Here is a 12,863-nt window from a genome sequence, read left to right as displayed (position 1 = left end):
TTTGGGGTACAATAGAAGCCTGCGCAAATTCGGGGTGGCTGCTGCCGGGCTGGCAGTGGCGGGCTTGCTGGCTATTGCCGGTTGGCACTGGTCGGGCCGGAAACAGGTAGCAGTCAGCAACCAACGAGCAACGATGAAAGCCAACCAGGACCGCCTGTACGCCGATGTGGAGTTTCTGACCGAGCTGCGTCCGGCCCGTAGCTACCGGCATCCGGCGTCGCTAAACCAGGCCGCCGACTACATCAAAGCCGAATTCGAAAAGCTGGAGTGCCGCGTCGAGGAGCAGCCCTTTCGCGTGGATGGGCAGCCCTACCGCAACATCATTGCCTCCTTCGGCCCTGCCGATGCCGAGCTAATCATCATTGGAGCCCACTACGACGTGTGCGGCGACCAGCCCGGGGCCGACGACAACGCCAGTGCCGTAGCGGGCCTGCTCGAAACGGCCCGGCTGCTGGCGGCCAGCCCCGCGCCGCTCACCCGCCGCATCGATTTTGTGGCCTATTCCCTCGAAGAGCCGCCTTTTTTCGGCACCGAAGACATGGGCAGCGCCTTCCACGCCAAATCCCTGCACGACCAGCACGTAGCCGTGCGCGCCATGATCTGCTACGAAATGATTGGATACTTCAGCGACGCGCACGGCTCCCAGCGTTTCCCCGACGAGCGGATGGCCCAGCTTTACCCCAGCACCGGCAACTTCATTACCGTCGTCGGCAAACAGGGGCAAGAAAGCATCGTGGAGCAGGTGAAAAAGCTCATGCAGTCTCATGCCGCCATCGATGTGCAAAGCATCAATCTGCCCAGCGCCGTGAGCCTAGCCGGCCTTTCTGACCACCGCAACTACTGGCGCTATGGCTACGAGGCTCTCATGATAAACGACACCTCCTTTCTGCGTAACCCCAACTACCACCAGCCCTCCGATACCATCGACACGCTGGACTTCCGGCGCATGGCTGAAGTGGTAAATGGGATGCTAGGTGTCATTCTGGGGCTCTAATTGCGGGCTGGCTGGTTGCATACCTTCTTTTGCAACTCCAGCTTTTTCGAGCTTCACTGCTCCCTAAGCCATTGTGCTTACAAGTTTCTATCGTTGACCGGCTACATCTGTAGCAACCGCGCATAGCTCTCTGGAGAGGGCTGTACCATTAGTTTGCGGTTGCCCGTATGTCTATCTAACTAACAAATGATAGTTTTGTGAAAATGACCCATATTTACAAGGCTATTTTTTCAAAACGAATGTATTTTACCCCTGAAGCACCTAAAAATTGATGGGTATTTGAGAAGTATTGCGATTCATAATGTAAATTGACGTTCGAATCGTAAGGTTAGTCCACTTCAATCTGTATTATGAGTCGTTCTGCCGTCCTTCGCCCGAGCTATAGCTTACTGACTCTGGCCGGGCTCATCATTCTATGTACCGTCGCGGCCTTCGTGGACCTGCCGCACCCTGCTGCCACTCCCGGCAGCCTCAATGGTGCCGACGTGGCCTGGATGCTGACCGCCACCGCCTTCGTGCTGATCATGACGCCGGGGCTGTCGTTTTTCTACGGCGGTATGGTGCGGCCCAAAAACGTCATTTCCACGATGTTGCAGAGCTTTGTGGCTCTGGGCGTCATCTCGCTGGTGTGGTACTTCGTAGGCTTTTCCCTGGCCTACGGCGACTCCTGGCACGGCCTGATTGGCAACCCGTTCACTTATATCATGCTGCGCAACGTGGGCACGGCCCCGCATCCGCTGCTGTCGCCGGGTATTCCGTTTGTGCTGTATTTCGCCTTTCAGCTCAAGTTTGCCATCATCACGCCGGCCCTTATTACTGGCTCCTTTGCCGAGCGAGTGAGTTTCAAGGCGTACCTGGCGTTCATGGTGCTGTTCTGCATCTTCATCTACTGCCCGCTGGCCCACTGGACGTGGCACCCCGATGGATTCCTGCGCAAGTGGGGCGTACTCGACTTTGCTGGGGGCACCGTAGTGCATATTTCGGCCGGTATTGCTTCCCTGGCTGCCGCTATGGTGCTGGGGCCCCGTTCCATTCACGGCCGTAAAATGACCTTTCTGACGCCCAACGTGCCTTACGTCATCCTGGGTACGGGCCTGCTGTGGTTCGGCTGGTTTGGCTTCAATGCCGGCTCAGCGCTGGGGGCCAACGGGTTAGCGGCCCTGGCCTTCGTGAACACCAACATGGCTTCGGCCGCGGCGTTGGTAGCCTGGCTGCTCATCGAGGTAGTGCGCGGCGGCAAACCTACGGCGCTGGGCGCCTGCATCGGGGCCGTGGTTGGGCTGGTGGCCATTACGCCGGCCGCCGGCTACGTCACCTACGGGCAAAGTGTACTGATTGGGGTGCTGGCCGCTCTCATTAGTCAGGCCGCCGTGCATTGGCAGAATAGCCGCACGTCCCTCGACGATACGCTCGACGTGTTTCCCTGCCACGGCCTGGGTGGTATCGTGGGCATGCTGCTCACGGGCGTTTTTGCCGATAAGGTGGGGCTGGTCCACGGCTCGGCTACCGTCTTCGGCTACCATGTGCTGGGTCTGGTCATCGTCATTGCTTTCACTTTCGCCGGCGCCTGGGTCCTGCTGAAAGTCACCGACCTTTTCTTCGGCTTACGCGTAAAGCCAGCTCAGGAAGAGTTGGGCCTCGACCTGAGCCAGCATGAAGAATCGACGTACCATATCGACGAGGAATTTGAGCAAACCTACCGCAAAGAGCAGGTAGGGGCGCGTATCTGATTACACCCGGCCGAACACCGGCCCGGCTGACTCCAGGAAAGCAGCCGGGCCCCGGCCGCCGTTGTAACGACTTATTAAGGTTATAGAAGGGGTGGCCGCCAGGGTTGAAGCTGGCGGCCTTTCTTTTGCTGTTTTACGCCGGTTACGGGGCACCGTATTACCCCATTTTGCTCAGGAAAAAAGCCGCCAGGAAGCCCAGTACCGTTATCAGCCCCGTGAAGTTGTGGGCCGTTTCGAAAGCTTCCGGAATCATTGTATCGGCAATCATGGCCAGTACGGCCCCGGCGGCTACGGCCGTGGTGGCGCCTACTACATCCTGCGAGAAGTGGCTGAACACGGTGTAGCCCACCAGTGAGGAAATGCCGGAAATAAGCGCAATGCCGCCCCAGAGCAGAAATACGTAGCGGGCCGGCCGGCCGGCTTTGCGCATACCCGCCGCGCTGGAAAGCCCTTCGGGCAGGTTCGACAAGAAAATAGCCACTACGGCCACCATGCTCACGGCCCCGCCGGCCAGCAGGCTCAGCCCGATGACAATACTTTCCGGAATACCGTCGAGTAACGCGCCCACGGCCAGGGCCATGCCGTTGTCGTCGCCGGGTTCGGTGGCTTCTTTCTCACCGGCCTGCACTTTTTCACGCTCTACTTTCTGGTGCTCCCCCGAGCGTTTGCGGTGCTTGGCACCGTGGCGGGCCAGCAGCCAGTTGGCTAGCGTGTATACGGCCGCGCCGCCTACAAAACCCAGTGCCGTAGAGTCGAGGCCGCCTTTTTCGTAGGCGTCTTCCATCAGGTCCAGGGAAAGAGTCGAAATCAGTACGCCGCTGCCAAAGGCCATTACGGCCGCTATCCAGCGTTGGGGTACGTGGGCATAGTAGCCAATGGCAGCGCCAAGCAGCAACGCGGAGCCGGAAACTAGGCCCCAGAAGCCGGCAACGGCCCAGATTGGAAAAGTCATATGTGTGGAATAAGGAGCGGACGGCCCCGGCTACAAACAAGCCGGGTGCCCTTATACGTAGCCTCGGCCCCGGGTTATAGTTATTGCGTTCCTGGTTCAGGCCGGGCCGCCATACTGGGCAAGAGTGTGGCGCAGCGTTGGTTCGTCAATGGTTGTCAGCAGCACTTTCTTGAACGGAGCAGTGTGGCCGGTCAGTAGCTCTACGCTCGATTTGCTGACGCCGAATACCTCCGCCAGATAAGCCAGCAGGCAGCTATTGGCCTTGCCATCCTGGGCCGGCGCCTTCAGCCGCACCGTAATGCTGCCGTCGGGGGCTACTTCCAGCTGGTTGTGGCGGCTGTTGGGTTTGGCTTTCAGGTGCAGAGTAGCGGGCATAAGCAGAAGCGGGCAAGCGGGCCGCCAAGGTACTACTTCGCCTCCTCCGCGGCAGCCGGCGTCCCTAGCCGCGCCTGCCCAAACGGACACTGGTCAAGCACTACGCAACGGCCACAGGCGGGCGTGTGAAAGTAGCAGCACTTCTGCCCGTGAAACATAAGGGCCTCGTGGTGGTCGTACACCTGCTGGGCGTCCCAATCGGGTGGGAGCAACGCTGAAAGCAGCTTGTGGGCCGGCCCTTCGCCTACTTTGGGCCCAATAAGCCCCAGCCGCTGGGCCACACGGTGGTGGTGACTATCGACGGGCATAGCCGGAATGCGCAGCGAGCTGAACAGCAGCGTAGCGGCACTGGTTTTGGGTCCGATGCCGGAAATGGATTCCAGCCAGGCCCGCGCTTCTGCCACCGGCATATTGGCCAAAAAAGCCAGGTCGCAGGGGCCGCCGCACCGTTCACTTATTTCGCGCAGCACGGCCTGGATGCGGGGCGCTTTCTGCTCGGGCCAGGTGCAGGCGCTGATAGCCTGCTGCACTTCGTCGGTAGGAGCATCGCGTACGGCTTCCCAGGTCGGAAACCGGGCCCGCAGCTGTTGATAAGCGCGGTGCGACTCCTGGTTGCGGGTGCGGTGCGAAAGCAAAGCACTGATAAGCTCGCTAAGCGCATCCTTGGTACTGAAAAAGCGAAACGGTGCGCCGTACTCCGCGCACAGCAGCTCATGGGCCCGCAGCGCCCGGGCCTGGCAGGTTTCGAAATCGGAGCAGACGTTGAGGGGTTTTTCCACCCTCTGGCGTACGCCTAGCCGCCTGAGCAGGTTACCGGCCTACCATTTACTCGCCGCCCCGGTTATAGAGCGAAATAGCCTGTTTAACGTTTTTCTGCTGCTTACTTCCCAGTACCAAGGGCACAATGGCCAGCGGAATACCGGCATACACGAGCGGCGAAACGGAGATACCTGATTGGTTGGAGTTGAAGGTGGAGAAGATGCCGACGGCCAGTATTCCGGCCGCGGCTACGTAGCTCATGGTGCTGTAGGTCTGGTATTTGCGAGCCTGCATGAGCAGCGCGGCGCTGCCCGCATTGTCGGCGGTGGCCAGGCTGAGGTTGCGCAGGCTCATATCCTGAATCGGGCCGTTATCCTTGCTGAAATACTCGGTCTTGACGGTGCGGTACACCGGGCCCCCGAAGCCCCCATAGCCCCCATATCCGCCATAGCCGCCGTAGCGCCCATAGGGACTATAGCCGTTGCCCGCATATTGGGTACGGGTATCCGAATATAGACTCAGCCGCCCTACCCGGTCACGGCGCAGCGTGGTTTCGCGCTTCGAGCGGGGCAGCGTGGTGCGCACGTAATGGCCTGTTTCGTCCTCATAGAAGCTGATTTCGTTCAGGTCGAGGCGGCGCTGATCGTCGAGTAGCAGGTAGGAGCGCCCGAATACCGGCTGCTTTATTTCCACGTCGTAAGCCTTATACACAGTGCCATTTTTGAGGCCTACCGCGAAGCGCGTGGTTTCGGCCGGTGGCGCGGGAGCTGGCTGGCGCGGGGGCACGGCCTGGCTCGGTGGCTGCTGCATTTGGGGCTGCTGGGAAAGTTGGGGCTGCCGCCGGGCTGAGTCGGGCACGGCGGGCAGGCTGTTGAGCTGGCGCGGGGCATCCTGAGCCTGCACCAGCATTGGGCTGGCTATGCCGAGGGCAAGCAGGAAGAAATAAGAACGAAAGGTCATAACAAGCAGTGAATTGCCTTCAACCAAACAAAGGACTGGGATTTTCTGGTACGAGGCCGGTGCCGGGCTGCCCAACTGGCCCAACTAGTCGACAAAGAGCCTCTGTTCCCAAAGATGTGGTTTCCCCCCGAAATAGTTGCAGTGGCTGCGCAACAGTACAATTGGTGTAAATGCAAAAGCCAGCTCTACAGACGCTTGGTGCTGTAAAACTGGCTTGGCGCTTTAGCAAGCAGAAAGGTGGTCGGCTATTTCAGCAGGTGTTCCAGCAGACTGATGCTGTCGACCATATCGGTGCCGGTTTCAAAGTCCACAGGCTTCAGAATGTAGCCGTCGACGCCCAGATTCTGGGCCCGCAGCCGGTCCACATCCATCGACGAGGTAGTGGTGATAAAGACCGGAATGTCGCTCAGCTCGGCGTGACTGCGCAGCTCCACTAAAAACTCGTGCCCGTTCATTTTGGGCATGTTCAAGTCCAGCAGAATCACCTCGGGCAGGGGCCGGATGGGCTCGGCGCCATTCTGGCCCAAGAGCAAATCGAGGGCCTCCAGGCCGTTGAAAGCGGTGTAGAGCTTGTGCTGAATGCTGAATTTCTCGAAAGCCTTCTGCACGGTCATCGTGTCGAAAAAATCATCTTCTACCAGTAGAACGGAGCGCATGGGCAAGGGAAAAAAGCAAAAAGGAAGAGCAGCCGGGCCCGCTTGGCAAAAGGCGGGCCAAAACCACTGCAAGCTAAGGGCTAGATTGTTTTTTCGGTAACCGAAACCTTGGGCCAGGTGAAAATAAATGCCGTACCCTGGCCCAGCTCCGACTCCACCCGGATGCTACTTTTCTGCTCATCCAGGATTTTTTTCACGATGCTGAGCCCAATGCCGGTGCTTTCGGCTGTGTTCCGGTCCCGTAAGGTCTGAAAAATCAGGAAGATCTTCTCGTGGTATTCGGGGGCAATACCGGGCCCGTCGTCGGCCACCCGGAATTCGTACTCCTTTTTGGCTTCCGTGCAGCTCACCGTAATAGTGCCCTGGCCCCGGTGGTGGTATTTCACGGCGTTGCTGAGCAGGTTAGTAAATATTTGCTGCAGGCTGAGCCGGTCGGTGAAGAGTACGGGTAGCGGCGTGGGCAGCAGCAGGCGGAACTCGGGCGGCACCACCATGTCGCGCACTTCCTCCACCAGCTGCTGCACGGCTACTTCCTCCAGCTTCTGCTCGGTACGCCCAATGCGGGCGTAGGCCAGTAGCCCGTTGATGAGGTCTTCGAGGCGCACGAGACGACCCTTCATCATGCCCAGGTACTGGTGCATCTGCGCCGAGAGTTCCGTCGACAGCTCGTCCTCAATCCATTTTACCACCGTCATCACGCCCCGCAGCGGTGCTTTCAGGTCGTGGGAGGTGACGTAGGCAAACTGGTCGAGCTCCTTATTGCGGTTCTGCAGGGCCCCGAAGGTGTCGTCCAGGGTCTGGGTCATGCGGTTGAGCGAGGTGGCCAGGTTGCCCAGGCTGTCCTTTTCCTTGTCCTTGATTTTTACCTTGTAGTCGCCCTGCACTACCTGGTCGGCCAGGTTTTCGATAATCTGAATCCGCTGAGTAGTAGCCTGGTTGATGGCGGACAGCTCCTGCTGGAGCCGCTCGTTGGCCGCAATTTCCCGCGAGATTTTCTGGAACAGCCACAGCGTAATGAGAATGGCCAGCGTGGCCGACACAATGATGGTGATGGGCGTAATCGTCTCAAACACGTTCTGCAGGCGGTTGCGCTCCGTCAGCAGCAGCAGCTCGTTGTTCTTGATGCGCTCAAACAACCCAGAAATGGCCCGCATCGTCTGGCGGCCCGTGTCCAGAATGGTTTGGGTGGAGGAGCTGGTAATGGCGCGGTCGGGGTCCAGCAGCCGGCGCATATTGCTGAACTTCTGGTCGACTAACACCCGCATCGAATCGACCCGGGCCGTTTGCCGGGGGTTATCCACCGTCAGCTCTTGCAGCCGCTCGAAGCTCTGCTCAATGTCGCGCTGGGAGGTGTTGTAGGTTTGCAGGTACGACGTATCGGCCGTGAGCAGGTAGCCCCGCACCCGCGACTCAGCATCCCGCACCCGCGAGGTGAGCTGCTCGGCTTCCTGAATCACGCGGTAGGTGTGCTCTACGTGCCGGGTTTGCACGGCCAGTTGCCGTATGCTCAGGAAAGAGGCCACGGCCGTGAGCAGCAGCACGCCGGCCGCCACGGCAAAGCCCAGCAGAATTTTCGTATTGAGATTGAGTCGCATAGGCTGCAAACCTACGCCCTTCACGGCACATGCCCTAGCAAAACCGCGGCAGGCCGCCGCCGTAGCCGCGCGGGCTGCTTACCTTCGCACTCGTCTTCGCCTTTTCTTGCCTATGCCCGCCGCCGACCCGATTACCAGCCCGCAGAATCCGCGCATCAAAAACCTGCTGCGCCTCCAGCAAAAGGCCTCCGAGCGGCGCGAGCAGCAGCTTACCATCATCGAAGGCCACCGTGAGCTGACCATTGCCCACCAGGCCGGCATCGACATCCGCAGCCTGTTTGTGTGCCCCGAGCTGGCCGGCGACGCCCGACAGCGCGAGCTGCAGGCCACCCTGGGGCCGCAGGTAGAGTGGTTTGAAGTGTCGAAAGCCGTGTTTGAGCGAGTGGCTTACCGGGAGGGCTCTGATGGGATTCTGGCCCTGGTGCGGCCCCCGCAGCGCCACCTCGCTACCCTGACGCTGCCCCCCAACCCGCTGCTGCTCATTCTGGAAGCCGTGGAGAAGCCCGGCAACCTGGGCGCCATCCTGCGCACCGCCGATGCGGCCCAGGTCGATGCCGTCATCATCTGCGACCCGCGCACCGACCTCTACAACCCCAACGCCATCCGCTCCAGCATCGGCTGCATCTTTACCGTGCCCACCGTGGCCTCCACCCGCGAAGAAGTATTGGCCTGGTGCCAGCAAAACAGTATCCGCACCTACGCCGCCGCCCTCACGCCCACTGCCAGGGCCTATACTGAGTACGACTTCCGGAGCCCTACTGCCTTCGTGATGGGCACCGAAGCCGACGGCCTCACGCCCGAGCTGCGCGAGGCCTGCTCCGAAACCATCATCATCCCCATGCGCGGCTACATCGACTCGCTCAACGTGAGCATTGCCACCGCGGTGCTCACCTTCGAAGCCGTGCGCCAGCGCCAGTAATTGGTTCGCCGCACCCTTGGGTAAATAAATTTCAGGCCCGGTTGGATGAATGCTAAGGGGCCTCGTATGCAATTCAGCTTGCAGCTGCTGCACCGCCCGGCCGGCCGGTTTGCACGCACCACTTCTACTCTGTAGCTATGAGCACGCACCGCATATTTCACGTTCATGGCCGGGTTCAGGGCGTATTCTTCCGCCAGAGCACCCGCGCCGAAGCCCAGCGCCTAGGCCTCACCGGCTACGCCCGCAACAACGCCGACGGCACCGTGACCATCGAAGCCGAAGGCCCCACCGAAGCCCTCGACGCGCTAGAAGCCTGGTGCCACCAAGGCCCGCCGGCGGCCCGCGTCGATAGGGTGGAGGTGAACCCCGGCCCCGGGCAGGGCTTTGCCGATTTCAGCATTGCCCGCTAAATCGGGCTGATTTGTGCCGTCCATCAGCCCGCCTCAAACGCGCCGCAGCTCCCGCACCCACACATTCAGCGCGTCGGCGGCGTAGAGCAGGGGTGGGCCCACTGGCGTTGGCAGCCCGTGGCTTTCCACCACCGTCGATTCCCACTCGCTGACCGTAGCCGTGCGCAGGCGCCAAGGCGCGTGATAGAGCTGCCCGCGCCAGAGTCGGTTGCCCCGGAGGGCTTGCTGCAAATCCGGCCCGGCGGTGTAGAGATGATACCGCTCAGTGAGAAAGTGCGCCAGCGTGCCTGGCTGGGCCAGAGGCAGGGCCGCGCCCGGCGTCCAGGCGGCCCGGAAGTGGGCGGGGGCCGCGCCCCGGTGCGTCCGCTCGGCTGTGGCCCGTAGCGTACCGTTGGTTTCGGTGAGGCGCATGCGGGCGTGCAGGTAGGGCAAGTGAAACAGGGTGCGGGCAGCCCATACGCCTAGGCCCAGTGTGGCATCCAACGACAAAAACCACACGCCCGGCACGCCATCCAGGCGGGCGTAGGTGCGCACGTTCAACTCGTGCAGATGGTTGAGCCCCGGTACGGCAGGCAGCCCCAGTGGCCGGATGTGGCTCATCGTAAACGGCACCACGCCCAGCCACGCCTGCCCCTCAAAAAGGTCCAGCTCCAGCCGCGCCGGCAGATAGGGCTGCAATACTTCCGGCGGCACCGGCCAATGTGCAAACAGCAGCTGACTCCAGCGCTGCCGCATCAGCGGCAAGCCATTAGGGGGGGATGATGGTTCGAAGGACATTTGTAAAACAGGTTCAGCAGGTCTACAACAAACTAAAGGCGGCTGGTAGCTGTCCGTAGGGAGAATAAATGAGCATAAAAAAGGGGTGCGGCCATTGGCCGCACCCCTTTTCCAGCTTATCCGACTACGAACTAGTCGATTTTCTTGGCCGAGCGCAGACGCTCGTTTTCGTCGAGCAGGATTTTGCGCATCCGCACCGACTTAGGCGTCACTTCCAAGTACTCATCCTTCTGGATGTATTCCATGGCTTCTTCCAGCGAGAACTGACGCTTCGGAACGATTTTCACGTTGTCATCCGTGCCCGAGGCGCGCATGTTCGTGAGCTTCTTGCCTTTCTGGATGTTGATGGTCAAGTCGTTGGGGCGGGTGTGCTCACCGATAACCTGGCCAGCATATACTTCTTCGCCTGGGTCAACGAAGAACTCACCACGGTCCTGCATCTTGTCGATGGTGTAGGCGGTGCCGGCACCGGTGTCCATCGAAATCAGCGAGCCGGAAATACGGCCGGGAATTACGCCCTTATACGGCTCGTAGCTCTGGAAGCGGTGGTTCATGATGGCCTCACCAGCGGTGGCGGTCAGCACGTTGTTGCGCAAGCCAATCAGACCCCGGGCCGGAATGTTGAACTCGAGGTGCTGCAAGTCGCCCTTCGGCTCCATGATGGTCAGCTCGCCCTTGCGCATCGTTACCAACTCGATAACCTTACCGGCAGTTTCCTCCGGTACGTCTACCACCAGGTGCTCGATGGGCTCGGTGCGGTTGCCATTCTCGTCTTCGCGGAACAGTACCTGCGGCTGGCCAACCTGCAATTCGAACCCTTCGCGACGCATCGTCTCGATGAGTACCGACAAGTGAAGAATACCGCGGCCGTACACGAGGAACGTGTCTTCCTTATCGGTTTCCTTCACGCGCAGGGCCAGGTTCTTCTCCGTTTCCTTGAACAGACGGTCACGCAGGTGGCGCGAGGTCACAAACTTGCCTTCCTTACCGAAGAAGGGCGAGTTGTTGATGGTGAACAGCATGTTCATCGTCGGCTCGTCGATGCTGATAACGGTCAGGCCCTCGGGGTTTTCGGCGTCGGCGATAGTGTCGCCGATGTCGAAGCCTTCGATGCCGGTTACGGCACAGATTTCGCCCGAGCTAACTTCGGAAACCTTGGTGCGGCCGAGGCCTTCGAACACCTGCAGTTCCTTGATCTTAACTTTCTTGATGGTGCCGTCACGCTTCACCAGGCTCATGTTGGAGCCTTCCTTCAGCGTACCGCGGTGTACGCGGCCAATGGCAATACGGCCCACGAACGACGAGTAGTCGAGCGAGGTAACCTGCATCTGGGGCGTGCCGTCCAGGGTAGGAGCGGGCGGAATCGAAGCCACTACAGCATCCAAAAGCGGAATGATGTTGTCGGTCTTCACTTTCCAGTCGGTGCTCATCCAGCCCTGCTTTGAAGAGCCGTACAGCGTCACGAAGTCCAGCTGGTCTTCGTTGGCACCGAGGTTGAACATGAGGTCGAATACCTGCTCGTGCACCTCGTCGGGCCGGCAGTTTTCCTTATCCACTTTATTGACCACCACGATGGGCTTCAGGCCCAAATCAATGGCTTTGCCCAGTACGAAGCGCGTCTGGGGCATAGCACCTTCGAAGGCATCAACGAGCAGCAATACGCCGTCGGCCATCTTCAGAACCCGCTCCACCTCGCCGCCGAAGTCGGCGTGACCAGGGGTGTCGATAATGTTGATTTTAACGTCCTTATAGCGGACGGATACGTTCTTGGAAACGATGGTGATGCCCCGCTCGCGCTCCAGATCGTTGTTATCAAGAATCAGGTCGTCGAACTGCTGGTGCTCGTCGAATAGCTTCGAGGCGTGAATGATTTTGTCCACGAGCGTCGTCTTGCCGTGGTCAACGTGCGCAATGATTGCGATATTCCGGATGTTCTGCATACAAAGGGTTTTCCGGGTGCAAAGGTAAGTATTTCTTATCGTAAAAGCCCGAGTTATCAAAATGTTAGCTGTTCCGACTGAAAGGCACGGCCTTAGCTAAACCGAACGGAAGCTCGGCCGCGTATGTTTATTCGGTCGGCAGCGTCCTGTGCTGCGGCTTTACTTCCTGTTTATTCTCCTCTCTTCCCCATGCGCACCCCCCTTCTGATTCTGCTGCTTTCCTCCCTTACTTTGAGCTCGGCCTGCTCCCAGAAGCGCCAGAACTTAGCCGCCGAAAAGCCTCAGGCGCCCACCCAGCCCACGGCCGCGGCCAAAGCCTACCCCAAGCCCCAGCCGGTGACGCACAAGCCCGACGAGTTTCCGGTGCGCAAAACCGACGCGCAGTGGAAAGCCCAGCTCACGCCGGCTCAGTATTTCATTCTGCGTCAGCAAGGTACCGAGCAGGCCTTTAATAATAAATACTTCGACAACCACGAAAAAGGCAATTACTACTGCGCCGCCGACCATAACCTACTCTTCTCTTCCGACACCAAATTTGAGAGTGGTACCGGCTGGCCCAGTTTCTGGGCCCCAGCCAGCGAAGCCAGCCTAAAAGTAACTGCCGACGACACCCACGGCATGAGCCGCGACGAGCTAGTGTGCGCCAAGTGCGGCGGCCACCTCGGCCACGTTTTCGACGACGGCCCCAAACCTACCGGCATGCGCTACTGCATGGACTCAGACGGTATGGTTTTCGAGAAGACCAAGTAAAAGAGTCCGATATTTGCCCTTCCCCACAGCCCGCCGACCACTCAGC

Annotated in this window: 13 protein-coding genes; 5 read left to right on the top strand and 8 right to left on the bottom strand. The window is 59.8% G+C overall.

What is annotated here, in order from left to right:
* Window position 1: 1 nt before the first annotated feature.
* Both LGH74_RS11475 and LGH74_RS11470 read left to right on the top strand, forming a co-directional pair.
* The gene (locus LGH74_RS11475) at window positions 2–994 is read left to right on the top strand and encodes a M28 family peptidase (protein ID WP_226175773.1); all 993 of its coding nucleotides are present in this window, start codon (window positions 2–4) and stop codon (window positions 992–994) included.
* Window positions 995–1,344: 350 nt separating this feature from the next.
* On the top strand, window positions 1,345–2,724 hold the full coding sequence (locus LGH74_RS11470; RefSeq protein ID WP_226175771.1) for an ammonium transporter: 1,380 nt from the start codon (window positions 1,345–1,347) through the stop codon (window positions 2,722–2,724).
* 157 nt (window positions 2,725–2,881) lie between these two features.
* Here LGH74_RS11470 and LGH74_RS11465 read toward each other — a convergent pair whose 3' ends face one another.
* The 6 genes from LGH74_RS11465 to LGH74_RS11440 form a co-directional block, all read right to left on the bottom strand.
* Window positions 2,882–3,676 carry a ZIP family metal transporter gene (locus LGH74_RS11465; RefSeq protein WP_226175769.1) on the bottom strand — a complete coding sequence of 265 codons (795 nt, stop codon included), beginning with the start codon at window positions 3,674–3,676 and terminating at the stop codon, window positions 2,882–2,884.
* A gap of 96 nt (window positions 3,677–3,772) precedes the next feature.
* A complete protein-coding gene (locus LGH74_RS11460) occupies window positions 3,773–4,051 on the bottom strand; it encodes a DUF167 domain-containing protein (RefSeq protein WP_226175767.1) in 279 nt (92 codons plus the stop codon).
* A gap of 32 nt (window positions 4,052–4,083) precedes the next feature.
* Window positions 4,084–4,830 carry an endonuclease III domain-containing protein gene (locus LGH74_RS11455; RefSeq protein WP_226175765.1) on the bottom strand — a complete coding sequence of 249 codons (747 nt, stop codon included), beginning with the start codon at window positions 4,828–4,830 and terminating at the stop codon, window positions 4,084–4,086.
* A gap of 46 nt (window positions 4,831–4,876) precedes the next feature.
* A complete protein-coding gene (locus tag LGH74_RS11450) occupies window positions 4,877–5,770 on the bottom strand; it encodes a hypothetical protein (RefSeq protein ID WP_226175763.1) in 894 nt (297 codons plus the stop codon).
* Window positions 5,771–6,015: 245 nt separating this feature from the next.
* Window positions 6,016–6,426 carry a response regulator gene (locus LGH74_RS11445; RefSeq protein ID WP_226175762.1) on the bottom strand — a complete coding sequence of 137 codons (411 nt, stop codon included), beginning with the start codon at window positions 6,424–6,426 and terminating at the stop codon, window positions 6,016–6,018.
* An 80-nt stretch (window positions 6,427–6,506) separates the two neighbouring features.
* Entirely contained in the window at window positions 6,507–8,021 is a 1,515-nt protein-coding gene (locus tag LGH74_RS11440) for a sensor histidine kinase (RefSeq protein ID WP_226175760.1), read from the bottom strand.
* A 112-nt stretch (window positions 8,022–8,133) separates the two neighbouring features.
* Between LGH74_RS11440 and LGH74_RS11435 the strand changes: the two genes are divergently transcribed.
* Both LGH74_RS11435 and LGH74_RS11430 read left to right on the top strand, forming a co-directional pair.
* Entirely contained in the window at window positions 8,134–8,940 is an 807-nt protein-coding gene (locus tag LGH74_RS11435) for a TrmH family RNA methyltransferase (protein ID WP_226175758.1), read from the top strand.
* 137 nt (window positions 8,941–9,077) lie between these two features.
* A complete protein-coding gene (locus LGH74_RS11430; protein ID WP_226175757.1) occupies window positions 9,078–9,350 on the top strand; it encodes an acylphosphatase in 273 nt (90 codons plus the stop codon).
* Between the two features lie 33 nt (window positions 9,351–9,383).
* Here LGH74_RS11430 and LGH74_RS11425 read toward each other — a convergent pair whose 3' ends face one another.
* Together LGH74_RS11425 and typA are read right to left on the bottom strand one after the other, a co-directional pair.
* Window positions 9,384–10,127, bottom strand: a complete 744-nt coding sequence (locus LGH74_RS11425; protein ID WP_226175756.1) for a YqjF family protein — start codon at window positions 10,125–10,127, stop codon at window positions 9,384–9,386.
* A 131-nt stretch (window positions 10,128–10,258) separates the two neighbouring features.
* Window positions 10,259–12,067 (bottom strand): translational GTPase TypA, encoded by a 1,809-nt coding sequence (gene typA, locus LGH74_RS11420; RefSeq protein WP_226175755.1) that lies wholly within the window; start codon window positions 12,065–12,067, stop codon window positions 10,259–10,261.
* 189 nt (window positions 12,068–12,256) lie between these two features.
* Here typA and msrB point away from each other — a divergent pair, with 189 nt between their 5' ends.
* Window positions 12,257–12,817 carry a peptide-methionine (R)-S-oxide reductase MsrB gene (msrB, locus tag LGH74_RS11415; RefSeq protein WP_226175754.1) on the top strand — a complete coding sequence of 187 codons (561 nt, stop codon included), beginning with the start codon at window positions 12,257–12,259 and terminating at the stop codon, window positions 12,815–12,817.
* Window positions 12,818–12,863 lie beyond the last annotated feature (46 nt).

It is taken from the genome of Hymenobacter lucidus (assembly GCF_020447265.1).
Classification (GTDB): domain Bacteria; phylum Bacteroidota; class Bacteroidia; order Cytophagales; family Hymenobacteraceae; genus Hymenobacter; species Hymenobacter lucidus.
Note: the sequence above shows the minus strand (reverse complement) of the source record. Positions and strands in the feature narration are given on the sequence as shown.